This is a genomic window from Pseudomonas sp. GM30 (assembly GCF_000282275.2).
GTDB lineage: Bacteria > Pseudomonadota > Gammaproteobacteria > Pseudomonadales > Pseudomonadaceae > Aquipseudomonas.
In genome coordinates, this window is sequence record NZ_AKJP02000002.1 from 1 (window position 1) to 15,496 (window position 15,496).

Below are 15,496 nucleotides of genomic sequence, written 5' to 3' on the forward strand. Positions count from 1 at the left end.
GACAGACGAAGCGTCGGCTTTTTATTGCCAGTCTGAAAGTGATGGTGCTTGGCAGACCGCATTCGCGAGCAGGCTCACTCCCACAGGGAAATGCATTCCAAATGTGGGAGCGAGCTTGCTCGCGATGAGGCCTTCTCTACCAACGACGATCTCACTCAAGCAACGCAGACACTGCCTACGACTGCGCCAGAATACGCCGACTGGTGCTCGGTACAGCCAAGTTCTATCGTTTGCCGGTCGCTACTCAATCACACAGATCGGCCAGCATGAATACATACCCCACGCAAAAACCCCACAAACAGAAAGTTCGTAATGAACTGACATTCCTGGATGTTCGGCAAGCCGCGCGTGATGGGCAGAAAGTGTTCGATAAATATGTGATCACTGGCAGGCTATCCACCACAAAGTAAATCAAAAGATCGCAGCTTTCGGCAGCTCCTACACCGATCACCTGTAGGAGCTGCCGAAGGCTGCGATCTTTTGACCTGTAAGCCCGGACAGCTAAAGCGTCCGGGCTTTTTGTTGCCAGTCTGAAACTGGTGGTGTCTGGCCGACCGCATTCGCGAGCAAGCTCGCTCCCACATTTAGTCCTGTGTACGCAGAACCAATGTGGGAGCGAGCTTGCTCGCGAAGAGGCCATAACGGCCAGCGGAATTATTGAGGCAACCGCAGTTTGTCCAGCAATCGATTAACCAGCAGCTCGTTCAACATGATCAGCTGTTGCAGCGCCAGCAGCGGATTGCCCTCCGGGCCATCGATTGAGTTGGCGATATTGCCAGCCATGACTTTGGCCGACGACAACGATTCGCAAGCCTCGGCGATCGAGAGGAGGTGCAGCGAAGCAAACCGTAGGCGCTGCCCCCGGATCGATACCGGAGCGAAGGAACCCCGAGCTCCAGCGAGCGGGCCGAACGTTGGAGCAAGCGTTTTTTTGCTTACTTTTGAGGTGTTTGTCAAAGAAGTGAGTCGTCGTAAGGGCGAAACCTTAATTGGCCGTTACCGCGGCAACGGATATTCACGCAGTCTCGGCAACGTTATTAGCTGACCAGCACATATAAGGCTGGCTGCCTAGCTGTCAGATCTGACAGTAGACGCACACCTGTTCGAGCGGATATCAAGAGAAACCGTAATTGCAGTCGGTTGTAACACCTCCTCTTAATCGAAAGGCAGGTTTAACAATGACCACTCACGTTATGTTTCTCCCGAAAAAACCACTCGTCAGTGATGACAGGTTTGAATGGAGATTGGGCGATATAAAGCAAACAGCGAAATTCAGATCTTTCTATCAGGATGAGATTGTGGGTCAGCGGTATTGGTCCATCAGTGGTGGAACTGGAAATTTCGACGATGAAAGCTATTTTGCTTTCGCCCTGACTTTGCCCTACCAATCCGATGAGGCACTCACAGGTGACTATAACTTCGACGACGGGCTGACATGTGTACACAGCCATTGGGTACCTGCGCCGCCGGGATTTATCGGAATGGCTACGGTAGACGCCGACTCGGCGATCCTCAGCATCAAATATGACCCTGAAACGGACATCGCTACGGGATCATTCGAGGCCGTGTTCAAGAGTCATCGCTATCGTCTGATGCCCAAGGGGACTTTCACCATGACAAGACTGAGGCCGTCTGAAGCGGATTAACCCTGGCAGGTTTTGATTGCTGCAACGCCGGGCAAGTCCCCCTCAACGCACCTTGAAAGAATGACTTCGTGCAGGAGCTGCCGCAAGTTGCGATCTTTTGATACTGGAAGCCCGGAAAGCGAATGCTTCCGGGCTTTTAGTTGCCTGTCTGAAATTGATGTCGCTCGGCAGACCGTTTTCGCGAGCAGGCTCACTCCTGCATTGGTTCTGCGGTGCCCGCCGATTATTTGCCTGACCACGATGCCCTGTAGGAGTGAGCCTGCTCGCGATAAGGCCATAACGGCCAGCGAAATTATTAAGGCAACCGCAGCTTGTCCAGCAGTCGATTGACCACCAGCTCGTTCAGCATGATCAGCTGTTGCAGCGCCAGCAGCGGTTTGCGCTCGGGGCCTTTCACCGAGTTGGCGATATTGCCGGCCATGGCGTTGGCTGACGACAGTGATTCGCTGGCTTCGACGAGCAGCGTTTCGTCATCGAGCGTGGGATCGACCATGTAGATGGGGCGAGCCTTGGGTGGGAAGTACTTCGGGATATCGGGGCCAAGGTAATAGTCGAGTGCGCGGTCGGCGGCTTCTTTTGTCTTTTGGGACTCAAGCTCGGGGTGGCGAGGGGTTGGATCAGTTTCTGGTGGGTTGGGCGTGGCTTTGAACATGGATGTAACTCCTATCGCAGATTTAAAGGAGCCATCACCCACGCTACCAAACGATGGGTGGCGGCCATACGCGGGTTGGTAGACCGGCTGCAATAGGAACCCGGCGCTCACGAATGAGCCCCACGCATGACCACCATAAAACCGAGTCCCAAAAAGGGACTGCATAGGTGTTGCCATACAGCTATTACAGACGGGCTACCAAACCCGATCACTGTTTTCCAGTGACCGGGAAACGATATAGCCCGGCCCATAGCCGTGTAAGCCGGCGGATTCTGGCGTACGCGTAGGTAACGGCGCAAGGCGTTGTAGGCCCGGCGGCGTAACGGATTGTGTGATTTAAACGTGTTTGCAGGATTGCGTTTACCGGCAGAAAAATCCGCAAATGCCGTGTGTTTTTGTTGGTGTCTGTCAGACCGCTTTCGCGAGCAGGCTCGCTCCCACAAGATCAAAAGATCGCAGCCTTCGGCAGCTCCTACACAAAACCCGCGGCGCAGCCGCCCCACTCCAGGATGAGCGCAAGCTCGGCTGTCGCTCTTGATCTTGATTCATGGGCGACGTCGGAAGGCTGAGCGGAGGGATTCATCCGGGGGTGGGAGCGCAGCGACCGTTTGGCGAAGCCAAACACAGCGAGAGGAGGTGCAGCGAAGCAAACCGGAGGCGCTGCGCCCGGATGGAGCCCGGAGCGAAGGGACCCCGAGCTTTAGCGAGCGGGCCGAACGTTGGAGCAAGCGTTTTTTTGCTTACTTTTTTTAGGCGTTTGTAAAAAAAGTGAGTCGCCGTAAGGGCGAAACCCTAAGTGGCCATGACCGCAGCAACGGATATGCCCCCCAAACAAAGCCTCACCGAAGAAACCCGGCAACCTTCTCCGCAGCCGAAGCCAAATGCTGCTCATGCGTAAACCCGGAAACCTTCAGCGGCTTCAAATCATGATCCCCCGCCGCCAGCCAAAACACCTCAATCCCCGGCGATAACGAATACCCCTCAACCGCCTCCCGATTACCCAGAGCATCCCGCTCGCCCTGAACAATCAGCGTCCGAGTCTTCAGCCCCGCCAGATGTTCGACCCGCGGTTTCTCCGGTTTCCCAACCGCATAAAACGGATATCCGAGACAGACAAGCGCATCGGCGCCAAGCTCATCGGCAAGCAGACTGGCCATCCGCCCGCCCATGGACTTACCACCAATGGCCAAAGTCCCAGTGACATGACGTCGCACTTCAGCGAACACTTCGCGCCAACACACAAGTAGTTTCGGCGCCGGATTAGGCGGGCGTTTACTGCCATCCACCCGCCGCTGCGCCATATAAGGAAACTCAAACCGCAACACATTCACCCCAAGTGCAGCAAGGCGCCCAGCCATATCGTTCATCCAGTCGCTGTCCATCGGCGCCCCCGCCCCATGGGCCAGGATCAGCGTCGCCGAAGCCTCGCCCGACGCGGCATCCCACAACCACCCACGATCCCGCACGCACTGCGCCCATTGATCCCCGTCAATACTGGCCTTGTGCTGTTTGTCCATGCTTGCCTCGCTTTTAGTCTGCCTATAACTCCAGGCGAAGGATTCGCGGCGTTTTCTGCGCGCGCTCACTTCGGCTGAACCGTGGATGGGGAACCATGAACACTTCTATCAGTACCGCCTACAACTACAAGGTGGTCCGCCAATTCGCCATTATGACGGTGGTGTGGGGCATCGTCGGCATGGGGCTCGGGGTTTTTCTCGCGGCCCAATTGGTCTGGCCGGAACTCAACTTCAATTTGCCCTGGACCAGTTTCGGCCGTCTGCGCCCGCTGCACACCAACGCGGTGATCTTCGCCTTCGGTGGCTGCGCGCTGTTCGCCAGTTCGTTCTACTCGGTGCAACGCACCTGCCAGACCCAGCTGTTTGCGCCGAAAATCGCCGCGTTCTGCTTCTGGGGCTGGCAACTGGTGATCCTGCTGGCAGCGATCAGCCTGCCGCTGGGTTACACCAGTTCCAAGGAATACGCCGAACTGGAATGGCCGATCGACATCCTGATCACCATCGTCTGGGTCGCGTACGCCATCGTGTTCTTCGGCACGATCATGCAGCGCAAGACCAAGCACATCTATGTCGGCAACTGGTTCTTCGGCGCGTTCATCATCACCGTGGCGATTCTGCACATCGTCAACAACCTTGAGTTGCCGGTGAGTTTTACCAAGTCCTACTCGGTGTACGCCGGTGCGACCGACGCGATGGTGCAATGGTGGTACGGCCACAACGCCGTAGGCTTTTTCCTCACCGCCGGTTTCCTCGGGATGATGTACTACTTCGTGCCGAAACAGGCCGAACGTCCGGTGTATTCGTATCGCCTGTCGATCGTGCACTTCTGGGCGCTGATCACCCTGTACATCTGGGCGGGCCCGCACCACCTGCACTACACCGCGCTGCCGGACTGGGCGCAGTCGCTGGGCATGGTGATGTCGCTGATTCTGCTGGCACCGAGCTGGGGCGGCATGATCAACGGCATGATGACCCTCTCGGGCGCCTGGCATAAGTTGCGCAGCGACCCGATCCTGCGCTTCCTCGTGGTCTCGCTGGCGTTTTACGGCATGTCGACCTTCGAAGGTCCGATGATGGCGATCAAGACGGTGAACGCCCTCTCCCACTACACCGACTGGACCATCGGCCACGTTCACGCCGGCGCGCTCGGCTGGGTGGCGATGATCTCGATCGGCGCGCTGTACCACATGATCCCGAAAGTCTTCGGCAAAGAGCAGATGCACAGCATCGGCCTGATCAACGCGCACTTCTGGCTCGCGACCATCGGCACCGTGCTCTACATCGCCTCGATGTGGGTCAACGGCATCGCCCAGGGCCTGATGTGGCGCGCAGTCAACGAGGACGGCACGCTGACCTACTCCTTCGTCGAAACCCTGGTGGCCAGCCACCCAGGCTTCGTCGTGCGGCTGATTGGCGGGGCGATCTTCCTCAGCGGCATGTTCCTGATGGCTTACAACACCTGGCGCACCGTGCGGGCCTCGCAGCCTGCTGACGTCGTTGCTGCCGCGCAGATGGCCTGAGGAGTCCGCCATGAAACACGAAACGATTGAAAAGAACGTCGGCCTGCTGATGCTGCTGATGGTGTTTGCCGTGAGCATCGGCGGCCTGACCCAGATCGTCCCGCTGTTCTTCCAGGACGTCACCAACAAACCGGTGGAAGGCATGAAGCCCTACACCGCGCTGCAACTGGAAGGCCGCGACATCTACATCCGCGAAGGCTGCGTCGGTTGCCACTCGCAGATGATCCGTCCGTTCCGCGCCGAAACCGAACGCTACGGGCACTACTCGGTGGCCGGCGAGAGCGTGTGGGATCACCCGTTCCTCTGGGGCTCCAAGCGTACCGGGCCGGATCTGGCGCGAGTCGGCGCGCGTTACTCGGACGACTGGCACCGCGCGCACTTGTACAACCCGCGCAACGTCGTGCCTGAGTCGAAAATGCCGGCCTACCCGTGGCTGGTGACGCAAGCGGTCGACAGCAGCCACACCGAAACCAAGCTCAAGACCATGCGCACCCTCGGCGTGCCATACACCGACGATGACATCAGCGGCGCGGTCGCCAGCCTCAAGGGCAAGACCGAAATGGACGCCCTCGTCTCCTACCTGCAAGTGCTCGGCACTGCGATCAAGAGCAAGAGGTAAGCACGATGGTCATTGAAATGAGCTCAGGGCTGATTCGCGGCCTCGGCACCGTTGTGGTGTTCGTCGCCTTCGTCGGCCTGACGATCTGGGTGTTCAACCGCAAGCGCACGCCGGAATTCGCCGAAGCGCGCCTGCTGCCGTTCGCCGACGAGCCGCAACCCGACATTACCCAAGCACCTGAACCAAGGAGTACCCGGCCATGACCACCTTCTGGAGTACGTGGATCTGCGTACTGACCATCGGCAGCCTGATCGGCCTGACCTGGCTGTTGATCGGCACCCGCCGGGGCGAGACCAAGGGCAGCGTCGACCAGACCATGGGCCACAGCTTCGACGGCATCGAGGAGTACGACAACCCGCTGCCGCAGTGGTGGTTCATGCTGTTCGCCGGCACGCTGGTGTTTTCCGTGGGCTATCTGATCCTGTATCCGGGCCTGGGCAACTGGAAAGGCATCCTGCCCGGCTACGAGGACGGCTGGACCGGCGTGCACGAATGGGAAAAGGAAATGAACAAGGCCGACGCCAAATTCGGGCCGATCTTCGCCAAATTCGCCGCCATGCCGGTGGAAGAAGTGGCGAAGGATCCGCAGGCGCTGAAAATGGGTGGCCGGCTGTTCGCCTCCAACTGCTCGGTGTGCCACGGTTCCGACGCCAAGGGCGCGTTCGGCTTCCCTAACCTGGCCGACAAGGACTGGCGCTGGGGCGGCGATGCCGAAACCATCAAGACCACCATCATGGGTGGGCGGATGGCGGCGATGCCGGCCTGGGGCGAAGTGCTCGGTGAAGCCGGGGTGAAGAACGTCGCCGCGTATGTGCGTCACGAACTGGCCGGCCTGCCACTGCCCGCCGACAGCAAGGCTGACCTGCAAGCCGGACAGCAAGCGTTCAGCACCACCTGCGTAGCCTGTCATGGGGCAACCGGCCACGGCACTGAAGCCATGGGTGCGCCGAATCTGACGCACCCGGCCGGATTTATTTATGGCACGAGTCTGACGCAGCTTGAGCAGACCATCCGCCACGGTCGTCAGGGCCATATGCCGGCGCAGAACGAGCTGTTGGGCAACGATAAAGTGCAATTGCTTGCCGCTTATGTGTACAGCCTGTCGCACGGATTGAATACAGAAAAACTGATTACTGAAGACAACAAGCAATAAGCATTGCGTACACCTCTGCCGCACCATTCTCGGTGCGGCAGCATCCCGCCCCTTTGCGACGCATTGTCGCACCCCGTCACACCCTCTCCTTTCGGTTCCCCGGATTCGGGTCTACGCTTGCTCGATGCGGACTGGCTTGTGCTGGTTCCAGGTCAACGCTGACTGCTGTGTTCTGCGAACCGGCTGACTGATGTGGCCGCAAACGCCGGTAGATACCGGCTGTCGTGCCATTTACCGTCCGTCACCCGAACTGAGCGTTTGAACACACCCCGTTACAACCGACCTGAACCCCTCGCTTTTTTCATCCGCTGCGACATTTTGTCCGAGGCCGATTTTGACCTTACGCGGCGTATGGAAAGGCCGCAGAATCAGCGTTGGAAAGCATTGACCCAGGTCATGGCGCGTTGCAATGACCCCCTGCTCTCTGCATACTTGCGGCCGATTTTAATCCTAATAAAACACCCAAACCGTGGAACCTTAGAATGAGCACAGCAATCAGTCCGACTGCTTATAACTATAAGGTAGTCCGCCAGTTCGCCATCATGACGGTGGTCTGGGGGATCCTTGGCATGGGGCTTGGTGTCTTCATCGCCTCGCAACTGGTCTGGCCGGAGTTGAACTTCGGTCTGCCGTGGACGAGCTTTGGACGCCTGCGCCCGTTGCACACAAACCTGGTGATTTTCGCCTTCGGTGGTTGTGCACTGTTTGCCACTTCCTACTATGTCGTGCAGCGAACCTGCCAGACGCGACTGATCTCCGACAGCCTCGCCGCCTTCACCTTCTGGGGCTGGCAGGCAGTCATCGTCGGCGCAATCATTACCTTGCCGCTGGGTTACACCACCACCAAGGAATACGCCGAACTGGAATGGCCGCTCGCCATTCTGCTGGCCATTGTCTGGGTCTCCTACGGGCTGGTGTTCTTCGGCACGATCACCAAGCGCAAGACCAAGCACATCTACGTCGGTAACTGGTTCTACGGCGCGTTCATCGTCGTGACCGCGATGCTGCACATCGTCAACCACGCCTCCCTGCCGGTCAGCTTCTTCAAGTCTTACTCCGCCTATTCAGGCGCGACCGACGCGATGATCCAGTGGTGGTACGGGCACAACGCCGTGGGTTTCTTCCTGACCACCGGCTTCCTCGGGATGATGTACTACTTCGTGCCGAAACAGGCCGAACGTCCGATCTACTCTTATCGCCTGTCGATCGTGCACTTCTGGGCACTAATCACCCTGTACATCTGGGCCGGCCCGCACCACCTGCACTACACCGCGCTGCCGGACTGGGCACAATCGCTGGGCATGGCGATGTCGATCATCCTCCTGGCGCCAAGCTGGGGCGGCATGATCAACGGCATGATGACCCTCTCGGGCGCCTGGCATAAGCTGCGCACCGACCCGATCCTGCGCTTCCTCGTGGTGTCGCTGGCGTTCTACGGCATGTCGACCTTCGAAGGGCCGATGATGGCGATCAAGACCGTCAACTCGCTCTCGCACTACACCGACTGGACCATCGGCCACGTTCACGCCGGCGCGCTGGGCTGGGTGGCGATGATTTCGATCGGCGCGATCTACCACATGATCCCGAAACTGTTCGGTCGTGCGCAGATGCACAGTGTCGGCCTGATCAACGCGCACTTCTGGCTCGCGACCATCGGCACCGTGCTCTATATCGCCTCGATGTGGGTCAACGGCATCACTCAGGGTCTGATGTGGCGTGCAATCAACGATGACGGCACCCTCACTTACTCGTTCGTCGAAGCGCTGCAGGCCAGCCACCCGGGTTACATCGTCCGTGCCCTGGGCGGTGCTTTCTTCGCCAGCGGCATGTTCCTGATGGCTTACAACGTCTGGCGCACCGTGCGCGCCTCGAACGCGGCGGAAGCCGAAGCCGCCGCCCAGATCGCTGTTGTTGGAGCTCACTGATGAAGCATGAAGCTGTCGAGAAGAATATTGGGCTGCTGGCCTTCTTCATGGTCATCGCTGTCAGCATTGGCGGCCTGACCCAGATCGTTCCGCTGTTTTTCCAGGACGTCACCAACAAGCCGGTCGAAGGCATGAAGCCGCGTTCGGCCCTGGAACTGGAAGGCCGCGACGTCTATATCGCCAACGGTTGTGTCGGCTGCCACTCGCAGATGATCCGCCCGTTCCGCGCTGAAACCGAACGCTACGGCCACTACTCGGTTGCCGGTGAAAGCGTCTGGGATCACCCGTTCCTGTGGGGTTCCAAACGTACCGGCCCGGATCTGGCTCGCGTGGGCGGTCGTTACTCCGATGACTGGCAACGTGCGCACCTGTACAACCCGCGCAACGTGGTGCCTGAGTCGAAAATGCCGGCTTACCCGTTCCTCGTGGAAAACAAGCTCGACGGCAAAGACACGGCCAAGAAAATGGAAGTGTTGCGCACGCTCGGCGTCCCTTACACCGACGAAGACATCGCCGGTGCAAAAGATGCCGTGAAGGGCAAAACCGAAATGGACGCGCTGGTGGCCTACCTTCAGGGCCTGGGCACCATCATCAAAAGCAAACGGTGATTCTTCATGGATATCGGGATGATTCGCGGCCTGGGCACCGTCGTCGTGATGGTGGCCTTCATCGGTTTGGCATTGTGGGTGTTCAGCCCCAAGCGCAAGTCGGAGTTTGAAGACGCAACCTTGTTGCCTTTTGCGGATGATCCCGAAGCCATCAAGCACGTCGAGCAAGCTTCTAGGAGTAACAAAGAATGACTACATTCTGGAGTCTGTACGTCACAGTCCTCAGTCTCGGTACGATCTTCGCCCTGACCTGGCTGCTGCTGTCGACCCGCAAGGGCCAGCGCAGCGAACAGACGGAAGAGACCGTCGGCCACTCCTTCGACGGGATCGAGGAGTACGACAACCCACTGCCGAAATGGTGGTTCATGCTGTTCGTGGGCACCATCGTGTTCGCCCTCGGTTACCTGGTGCTGTACCCGGGCCTGGGCAACTGGAAAGGCCTGCTGCCGGGCTACAACTACCTCGATAACGACAAGCAGACCGCGTTCGCCAACGGCCAGACCGGCTGGACCGGCGTACACGAGTGGGAAAAGGAAATGGCCCGCTCGGACGCCAAATTCGGTCCGATCTTCGCCAAGTTCGCGGCGATGCCGATCGAAGAAGTCGCCAAGGATCCGCAAGCGCTGAAGATGGGTGGCCGCCTGTTCGCCTCCAACTGCTCGGTGTGCCACGGTTCCGACGCCAAGGGCGCCTATGGTTTCCCGAACCTGACCGACGCCGACTGGCGCTGGGGCGGTGAGCCGGAAACCATCAAGACCACCATCATGGGCGGTCGTCACGCGGTGATGCCGGCCTGGGCCGAAGTCATTGGTGAACAAGGCGTAGCCGACGTCGCAGCTTTCGTCGTGACTCAACTTGATGGCCGCAAACTGCCGGAAGGCACCAAGGCTGACCCGGCCAACGGCCAGAAACTGTTCGCCGCCAACTGCGTGGCCTGCCACGGTCCGGAAGGCAAAGGCACGCCGGCCATGGGCGCACCGAACCTGACCCACCCGGCCGCGTTCATCTACGGTTCGAGCTTCGCGCAACTGCAGCAGACCATCCGTTACGGCCGTCAGGGCCAGATGCCGGCGCAGGAACAACTGCAAGGCAACGACAAGGTGCACCTGCTGGCAGCGTACGTGTACAGCCTGTCCCACGGTGAAAAAGCGCCGGAAGCCGAGGCGCAGTAAGGCCAGGGCTTGATGTAATGAAGAATCCCCCGCCAGTGCTCTGGCGGGGGATTTTTTTATGGGTTACTGGCCCGGATCGACTTCACCGGCACGGTGGCCACCGGCGTACGTTTGCGCCACTGATTGTCCTCGACCAGACTCACCTCCAATTGCTTGCGATCCTTGGAAAACGTGGCGGTCAGGTACGTCTGCTGAGAAGCTGAACCGCTGAGAAACATCGGCACGCTCCCCATATAGGTCTGGCTACCACCCTCGTCGTGGAAGTGGCCGGCGAACATCGCCGTCACCTGATACTTTTCAATCATTTCGCGAAAGCGCTTCTCTTGATCCCAACTGCCTTTCCACTCATAGGGCTTGTGCATGTTGATAATGATCGCGTAGCCCTGCGCTCGCGCTATTCGCAAATCATTTTCCAGCCAGTCCAGCGACGCCGTGATATCGAATGTGGTCGGATTCAACGCGTGAGAAATCTTCACCGCATAAGTGGGTTCATTGTTCAACTGCACCAGATGCACTTCACCAATATTCTTTGAATAAGCAAGACTACCCAGATAGTGTTTATTCACAAAACTGCCAGTGACTTCCAGATCAAATTCATCGACTTTACCGACATGATGATCACGGTAATCAACAATACTGCCCGCTGCGCAACTTTCACTGAAACAGTCATTCACGTTGTTCTGGTAGTCGTGATTGCCCAATCCGTAGAGCACGTGATCGCCAAAGTGTTTTTTCAGCATCGAACCGACATAGGAGCGCTGCCAGCCATGGCCGAACGCGGTCATGTCGCCGTTGATCATCAGGGGCACGGCGCCCTGCCCGCCCATCTCGCTGCGAAACTGGGCAATGCTCGCGAACTGGGTTTCCACCAGCCATTTCGCGCGCTTTTCGAAATCCGCGCTCGACTCATCCTCGCCACTGTCCGACTTTTCTGTCCACGGGTATTGCGGGTCTGATGCAAATACCATGTGCTGCGGCATACCTTCATTGGCACTGGCGAGAGAAGTCAGGGACATCAGACACAGACAAGCGAAAAGCTTTTTAACTTCCTTGATTTTCATAACACTCCATTATTCCGTTAAATTTCAAAACATGAACATGCAACCAACACGCTGCAGAACAGCCACTAAGCTATTCGAAAAAAACAGGAAAACAAAAGCCACTAATTAACTAATCATATTTCTGAAATATTAAAATCGCCTTCGAAATTAATACTTTGAGACACATGCCTGATGGACTCGATTCGCTATGCTCTGTAGGGTCGTCCACAGCCCGTTGACCCTCATCGGAGCCACTTCAAGGATGAAGCCGCTATGTTGAATGACAGCACAGACCCTCTGCCGGTTGATCAGAAACTCACAGACAACGATCAGGCAATCGATCCATCGAACCACCCCGTGGAATCGATTGCCGTGACACTGGGTAATCCGTTGCAACCCGACTCCAGAAGCACCACAAAGCCCCACAGAAATACCGGCAGTCTCGAGAGCCTGGGCGGCGGCAGACTTCCCTGAGTCTTGAAGCCACGCCTGAATCAACCCGAGCCGGCCTGCGCCTTGTGCGAGGCTGGCTCGACTGATGCCTGCCACGGACCGACCAACGGACGGCTGAGTCCTGTCTTCCTCGATTGCCGCCCCCAAGGCGAAGTAGTAACGTTGCTACATCTGTATTGCGAGAGGTCAACCATGATGGCAATCACCACCATCTCCAGCCGTGAATTCAATCAGGACACCAGCAGCGCCAAAAAGGCTGCGCGTCTGGGTCCAGTGATCATCACCGACCGTGGCAAGGCCTCTCATGTTCTGTTGAGCATTGAGGAATATCAGAAACTGAGCGGCGCAAACACGAGCATTGTCGATTTGTTGGTCATGCCGGAGGATGCCGACATCGATTTCGAAACCGAGCGCGCAGTCATCATTCATCGTCCCGTGGATCTGTCCTGATGTATTTACTCGACACCAATGTGATTTCCGAACTTCGCAAGCCGCAGGCCGATGCCAATGTGGTCAGTTGGGCCAAAGGCATCATCGCCCCGCGCCTGTACATTTCCGCCATTACTTTGAAAGAACTGGAAACCGGAGTACTGCGAATGGAACGGCGTGATCCTGCTCAAGGAAAGCTGTTGCGCAGTTGGCTGACGCGTCACGTCATTCCGGCATTCGAAGCCCGAATCCTGCCGGTCGATGCCGCGGTGGCACTGCGTTGTGCCAGCCTGCATGTACCCGACCAAGCCAATGAAAGCGATGCATTGATAGCTGCCACGGCCCTGGTGCATGGACTCACAGTGGTCACCCGCAATGTCGGTGATTTCCGCTCGAGCGGCGTCACCCTGATCAACCCGTGGGAACAATGAATTAGCCGCCACCCCAAAACCGTCCATACTCAACAAGTCAATTGATCTGCATCAGGCTTTGCTGCATTCGCTACACCAATAATGCTTTTTCCCCAACGCGACCAAAGGTCGCACCTTTGAGCCAGAGCGACAGGCGTATCATTGCGCCACTGCGACACCCCTTTCTGACCGCGGTCGGCACGTATCGACCGAGGCATTTGTCCACTGCCGTGGGATGCAATGATGAGTAACCAGATTCCGGTACACGACGTCACACCACCGAGCAAAAACGCGAACAACAGCGTCGATCTTTACGCCTCTCGAGAAAAAATCTACACCCGTGCTTTCACCGGCCTGTTCCGCAATCTGCGGATGATCGGCGGCGCCGCGCTGTTCCTGTTGTATTTCGGTACGGTTTGGCTGAACTGGGGCGGGCATCAGGCGGTGTGGTGGAACCTGCCGGAACGCAAGTTCTTCATCTTTGGTGCGACCTTCTGGCCGCAGGACTTCATTCTGCTGTCGGGGTTACTGATCATTGCCGCGTTCGGCCTGTTCTTCATCACCGTTTACGCTGGCCGCGTCTGGTGCGGCTACACCTGTCCGCAAAGCGTGTGGACGTGGATTTTCATGTGGTGCGAGAAGGTCACCGAGGGCGACCGCAACCAGCGGATCAAGCTCGATAAAGCGCCGATGAGCGGCAACAAGTTCCTGCGCAAACTCGCCAAACATTCGCTGTGGCTATTGATCGGTTTCGTCACCGGCATGACCTTCGTCGGTTACTTCTCGCCAATCCGCGAACTGGTGTTCGAGTTCTTCACTGGCCAGGCCGATGGCTGGTCGTACTTCTGGGTCGGTTTCTTCACCCTCGCCACCTACGGCAACGCCGGCTGGCTGCGCGAGCAGGTGTGCATCTACATGTGCCCGTACGCACGTTTCCAGAGCGTGATGTTCGACAAGGACACCCTGATTGTTTCCTACGACCCGCGTCGCGGCGAAAGCCGTGGCCCGCGCAAGAAAGGTGTCGACTACAAGGCCATGGGTCTGGGCGATTGCATCGATTGCACCATGTGCGTTCAGGTGTGCCCGACCGGCATCGACATTCGTGACGGTCTGCAGATCGAGTGCATCGGTTGCGCGGCGTGCATCGACGCCTGCGACGCGATCATGGACAAGATGGACTACCCGCGCGGCCTCATCAGCTACACCACCGAACACAACCTCTCCGGCCAGAAAACCCATAAACTGCGGCCACGCCTGATCGGCTATGCGGTGGTGCTGCTGGCGATGATCAGTCTGCTGGTGACGGCGTTCTTCATGCGCTCGCTGGTCGGCTTCGACGTCAGCAAGGACCGCGTGCTGTACCGCGAGAACGCCGAAGGCCGGATCGAAAACGTCTACAGCCTGAAGATCATGAACAAGGATCAGCGCGACCACACCTACGTGCTGGAAGCCGCCGGCCTGCCGGATCTGCGCCTGCAAGGCAGACGCGAGATCAAGGTCCCGGCCGGTGAAATCTTCAGCATGCCGGTGGAGTTGTCGAGCGCACCGGAACAATTGCCGTCGAGCACCAACGAGGTGAAATTCATCCTCAAGGACGCCGACGACGACAGCGTTCACGTTGAAGCCAAGAGCCGATTCATCGGCCCACAAACCCGTTGAGAGAACTGAACATGCCTGCAGCAAACGCCGCCAGTCCTTGGTACAAGCACCTTTGGCCATGGATCATCATCGGGATTCTGGCCTGTTCGGTGACCTTGACCCTGTCGATGGTGACCATCGCGGTGAACAACCCGGACAACCTGGTCAACGACAACTACTACGAGGCCGGAAAAGGCATCAACCGCTCGCTGGACCGTGAACTGCTGGCGCAGGATCTGAAGATGCGCGCCAACGTCCATCTCGATGAACTCACCGGCGAAGTCGACCTGCGCCTGAGCGGTGCCAGCCAGCCGAAAACCCTGGAACTGAACCTGATCTCACCGACCCAGCCAGAGAAGGATCGCAAGATCGTCCTGACCCGCAGCGAAACCGAGGCCGGTCGTTACATCGGCCAGTTGGGCGACAAGGTTGAAGGTCGGCGTTTTGTCGAATTGCTCGGCAGCCAGGACGACCACGTGTGGCGCATGTTCGAAGAAGAACAGGTCAGCCACGACAAGGATCTGCTGCTCGGCGATGAACCGCTGCAGGGCGCCGAAGACCTGGATAAATAAAAAGCTGCACTGTGGCGAGGGAGCTTGCTCCCGCTGGGGTGCGAAGCGCCCCTATAACCAGCTTCCCGGTTCATTCAGGCAGAATGAGTTCGCTGCCATACGACTGCTTCGCAGCCGAGCGGGAGCAAGCTCCCTCGCCACA

At 58.1% G+C, this 15,496-nt stretch carries 17 protein-coding genes; 13 read left to right on the top strand and 4 right to left on the bottom strand.

What is annotated here, in order from left to right:
- Window positions 1-654 precede the first annotated feature (654 nt).
- Complete coding sequence (locus tag PMI25_RS01270) at window positions 655-957, bottom strand: DUF6124 family protein (protein WP_045121937.1); 303 nt, start codon at window positions 955-957, stop codon at window positions 655-657.
- 221 nt (window positions 958-1,178) lie between these two features.
- On the opposite strand from PMI25_RS01270, the gene PMI25_RS01275 reads away from it, so the two are divergent.
- Window positions 1,179-1,646 carry a hypothetical protein gene (locus PMI25_RS01275; protein WP_007969193.1) on the top strand — a complete coding sequence of 156 codons (468 nt, stop codon included), beginning with the start codon at window positions 1,179-1,181 and terminating at the stop codon, window positions 1,644-1,646.
- Window positions 1,647-1,941: 295 nt separating this feature from the next.
- Here the strand turns inward: PMI25_RS01275 and PMI25_RS01280 are convergent, their stop codons facing one another.
- Both PMI25_RS01280 and PMI25_RS01285 read right to left on the bottom strand, forming a co-directional pair.
- Window positions 1,942-2,298: a DUF6124 family protein gene (locus tag PMI25_RS01280; protein WP_007969192.1), complete on the bottom strand. Its 357-nt coding sequence runs from the start codon at window positions 2,296-2,298 to the stop codon at window positions 1,942-1,944.
- An 839-nt stretch (window positions 2,299-3,137) separates the two neighbouring features.
- Window positions 3,138-3,815: an alpha/beta family hydrolase gene (locus PMI25_RS01285; RefSeq protein ID WP_007969191.1), complete on the bottom strand. Its 678-nt coding sequence runs from the start codon at window positions 3,813-3,815 to the stop codon at window positions 3,138-3,140.
- 95 nt (window positions 3,816-3,910) lie between these two features.
- Between PMI25_RS01285 and ccoN (PMI25_RS01290) the strand changes: the two genes are divergently transcribed.
- The 8 genes from ccoN (PMI25_RS01290) to ccoP (PMI25_RS01325) all read left to right on the top strand — a co-directional run bounded on the left by ccoN (PMI25_RS01290) (window position 3,911) and on the right by ccoP (PMI25_RS01325) (window position 10,812).
- Complete coding sequence (ccoN, locus tag PMI25_RS01290) at window positions 3,911-5,335, top strand: cytochrome-c oxidase, cbb3-type subunit I (RefSeq protein ID WP_007969190.1); 1,425 nt, start codon at window positions 3,911-3,913, stop codon at window positions 5,333-5,335.
- Window positions 5,336-5,345: 10 nt separating this feature from the next.
- Window positions 5,346-5,954 carry a cytochrome-c oxidase, cbb3-type subunit II gene (gene ccoO, locus PMI25_RS01295; protein ID WP_003223389.1) on the top strand — a complete coding sequence of 203 codons (609 nt, stop codon included), beginning with the start codon at window positions 5,346-5,348 and terminating at the stop codon, window positions 5,952-5,954.
- 5 nt (window positions 5,955-5,959) lie between these two features.
- Window positions 5,960-6,157 carry a cbb3-type cytochrome oxidase subunit 3 gene (locus tag PMI25_RS01300; RefSeq protein ID WP_007969188.1) on the top strand — a complete coding sequence of 66 codons (198 nt, stop codon included), beginning with the start codon at window positions 5,960-5,962 and terminating at the stop codon, window positions 6,155-6,157.
- Window positions 6,154-7,107, top strand: coding sequence for a cytochrome-c oxidase, cbb3-type subunit III (gene ccoP / locus PMI25_RS01305; RefSeq protein WP_007969187.1), 954 nt, complete (start codon window positions 6,154-6,156; stop codon window positions 7,105-7,107). The genes PMI25_RS01300 and ccoP (PMI25_RS01305) overlap by 4 nt, the downstream gene beginning before the upstream one ends.
- 482 nt (window positions 7,108-7,589) lie before the next feature.
- A complete protein-coding gene (gene ccoN, locus PMI25_RS01310) occupies window positions 7,590-9,032 on the top strand; it encodes a cytochrome-c oxidase, cbb3-type subunit I (RefSeq protein ID WP_007969186.1) in 1,443 nt (480 codons plus the stop codon).
- Complete coding sequence (gene ccoO / locus PMI25_RS01315) at window positions 9,032-9,640, top strand: cytochrome-c oxidase, cbb3-type subunit II (protein WP_024164411.1); 609 nt, start codon at window positions 9,032-9,034, stop codon at window positions 9,638-9,640. The genes ccoN (PMI25_RS01310) and ccoO (PMI25_RS01315) overlap by 1 nt, the downstream gene beginning before the upstream one ends.
- Before the next feature lie 6 nt (window positions 9,641-9,646).
- Window positions 9,647-9,832 carry a CcoQ/FixQ family Cbb3-type cytochrome c oxidase assembly chaperone gene (locus tag PMI25_RS01320; RefSeq protein WP_003175465.1) on the top strand — a complete coding sequence of 62 codons (186 nt, stop codon included), beginning with the start codon at window positions 9,647-9,649 and terminating at the stop codon, window positions 9,830-9,832.
- Window positions 9,829-10,812: a cytochrome-c oxidase, cbb3-type subunit III gene (ccoP, locus tag PMI25_RS01325; protein WP_007965524.1), complete on the top strand. Its 984-nt coding sequence runs from the start codon at window positions 9,829-9,831 to the stop codon at window positions 10,810-10,812. Before PMI25_RS01320 ends, ccoP (PMI25_RS01325) begins: the two co-directional genes overlap by 4 nt.
- A 56-nt stretch (window positions 10,813-10,868) precedes the next feature.
- Here the strand turns inward: ccoP (PMI25_RS01325) and PMI25_RS01330 are convergent, their stop codons facing one another.
- Window positions 10,869-11,873: a metallophosphoesterase family protein gene (locus PMI25_RS01330; RefSeq protein ID WP_007965525.1), complete on the bottom strand. Its 1,005-nt coding sequence runs from the start codon at window positions 11,871-11,873 to the stop codon at window positions 10,869-10,871.
- 627 nt (window positions 11,874-12,500) lie between these two features.
- Between PMI25_RS01330 and PMI25_RS01340 the strand changes: the two genes are divergently transcribed.
- The 4 genes from PMI25_RS01340 to PMI25_RS01355 all read left to right on the top strand — a co-directional run bounded on the left by PMI25_RS01340 (window position 12,501) and on the right by PMI25_RS01355 (window position 15,354).
- A complete protein-coding gene (locus tag PMI25_RS01340) occupies window positions 12,501-12,755 on the top strand; it encodes a type II toxin-antitoxin system Phd/YefM family antitoxin (protein ID WP_045121955.1) in 255 nt (84 codons plus the stop codon).
- Window positions 12,755-13,165: a type II toxin-antitoxin system VapC family toxin gene (locus tag PMI25_RS01345; RefSeq protein WP_007965528.1), complete on the top strand. Its 411-nt coding sequence runs from the start codon at window positions 12,755-12,757 to the stop codon at window positions 13,163-13,165. Before PMI25_RS01340 ends, PMI25_RS01345 begins: the two co-directional genes overlap by 1 nt.
- Before the next feature lie 222 nt (window positions 13,166-13,387).
- Window positions 13,388-14,803: a cytochrome c oxidase accessory protein CcoG gene (gene ccoG, locus PMI25_RS01350; protein WP_007965530.1), complete on the top strand. Its 1,416-nt coding sequence runs from the start codon at window positions 13,388-13,390 to the stop codon at window positions 14,801-14,803.
- Window positions 14,804-14,814: 11 nt separating this feature from the next.
- Window positions 14,815-15,354, top strand: coding sequence for a FixH family protein (locus PMI25_RS01355; RefSeq protein ID WP_007965532.1), 540 nt, complete (start codon window positions 14,815-14,817; stop codon window positions 15,352-15,354).
- Window positions 15,355-15,496: the final 142 nt, after the last annotated feature.

What these genes read in the sequence shown, in the direction of transcription:
- ccoP (WP_007969187.1), top strand. Translation starts at nt 6,154, where the DNA reads ATGACCACCTTCTGGAGTACGTGGATCTGCGTACTGACCATCGGCAGC.
- PMI25_RS01275 (WP_007969193.1), top strand. Translation starts at nt 1,179, where the DNA reads ATGACCACTCACGTTATGTTTCTCCCGAAAAAACCACTCGTCAGTGAT.
- PMI25_RS01340 (WP_045121955.1), top strand. Translation starts at nt 12,501, where the DNA reads ATGGCAATCACCACCATCTCCAGCCGTGAATTCAATCAGGACACCAGC.
- PMI25_RS01345 (WP_007965528.1), top strand. Translation starts at nt 12,755, where the DNA reads ATGTATTTACTCGACACCAATGTGATTTCCGAACTTCGCAAGCCGCAG.
- PMI25_RS01300 (WP_007969188.1), top strand. Translation starts at nt 5,960, where the DNA reads ATGGTCATTGAAATGAGCTCAGGGCTGATTCGCGGCCTCGGCACCGTT.
- PMI25_RS01280 (WP_007969192.1), bottom strand. Translation starts at nt 2,298, where the DNA reads ATGTTCAAAGCCACGCCCAACCCACCAGAAACTGATCCAACCCCTCGC.
- ccoG (WP_007965530.1), top strand. Translation starts at nt 13,388, where the DNA reads ATGAGTAACCAGATTCCGGTACACGACGTCACACCACCGAGCAAAAAC.
- ccoO (WP_003223389.1), top strand. Translation starts at nt 5,346, where the DNA reads ATGAAACACGAAACGATTGAAAAGAACGTCGGCCTGCTGATGCTGCTG.
- ccoO (WP_024164411.1), top strand. Translation starts at nt 9,032, where the DNA reads ATGAAGCATGAAGCTGTCGAGAAGAATATTGGGCTGCTGGCCTTCTTC.
- PMI25_RS01320 (WP_003175465.1), top strand. Translation starts at nt 9,647, where the DNA reads ATGGATATCGGGATGATTCGCGGCCTGGGCACCGTCGTCGTGATGGTG.
- ccoN (WP_007969190.1), top strand. Translation starts at nt 3,911, where the DNA reads ATGAACACTTCTATCAGTACCGCCTACAACTACAAGGTGGTCCGCCAA.
- ccoP (WP_007965524.1), top strand. Translation starts at nt 9,829, where the DNA reads ATGACTACATTCTGGAGTCTGTACGTCACAGTCCTCAGTCTCGGTACG.
- PMI25_RS01330 (WP_007965525.1), bottom strand. Translation starts at nt 11,873, where the DNA reads ATGAAAATCAAGGAAGTTAAAAAGCTTTTCGCTTGTCTGTGTCTGATG.
- PMI25_RS01285 (WP_007969191.1), bottom strand. Translation starts at nt 3,815, where the DNA reads ATGGACAAACAGCACAAGGCCAGTATTGACGGGGATCAATGGGCGCAG.
- ccoN (WP_007969186.1), top strand. Translation starts at nt 7,590, where the DNA reads ATGAGCACAGCAATCAGTCCGACTGCTTATAACTATAAGGTAGTCCGC.
- PMI25_RS01355 (WP_007965532.1), top strand. Translation starts at nt 14,815, where the DNA reads ATGCCTGCAGCAAACGCCGCCAGTCCTTGGTACAAGCACCTTTGGCCA.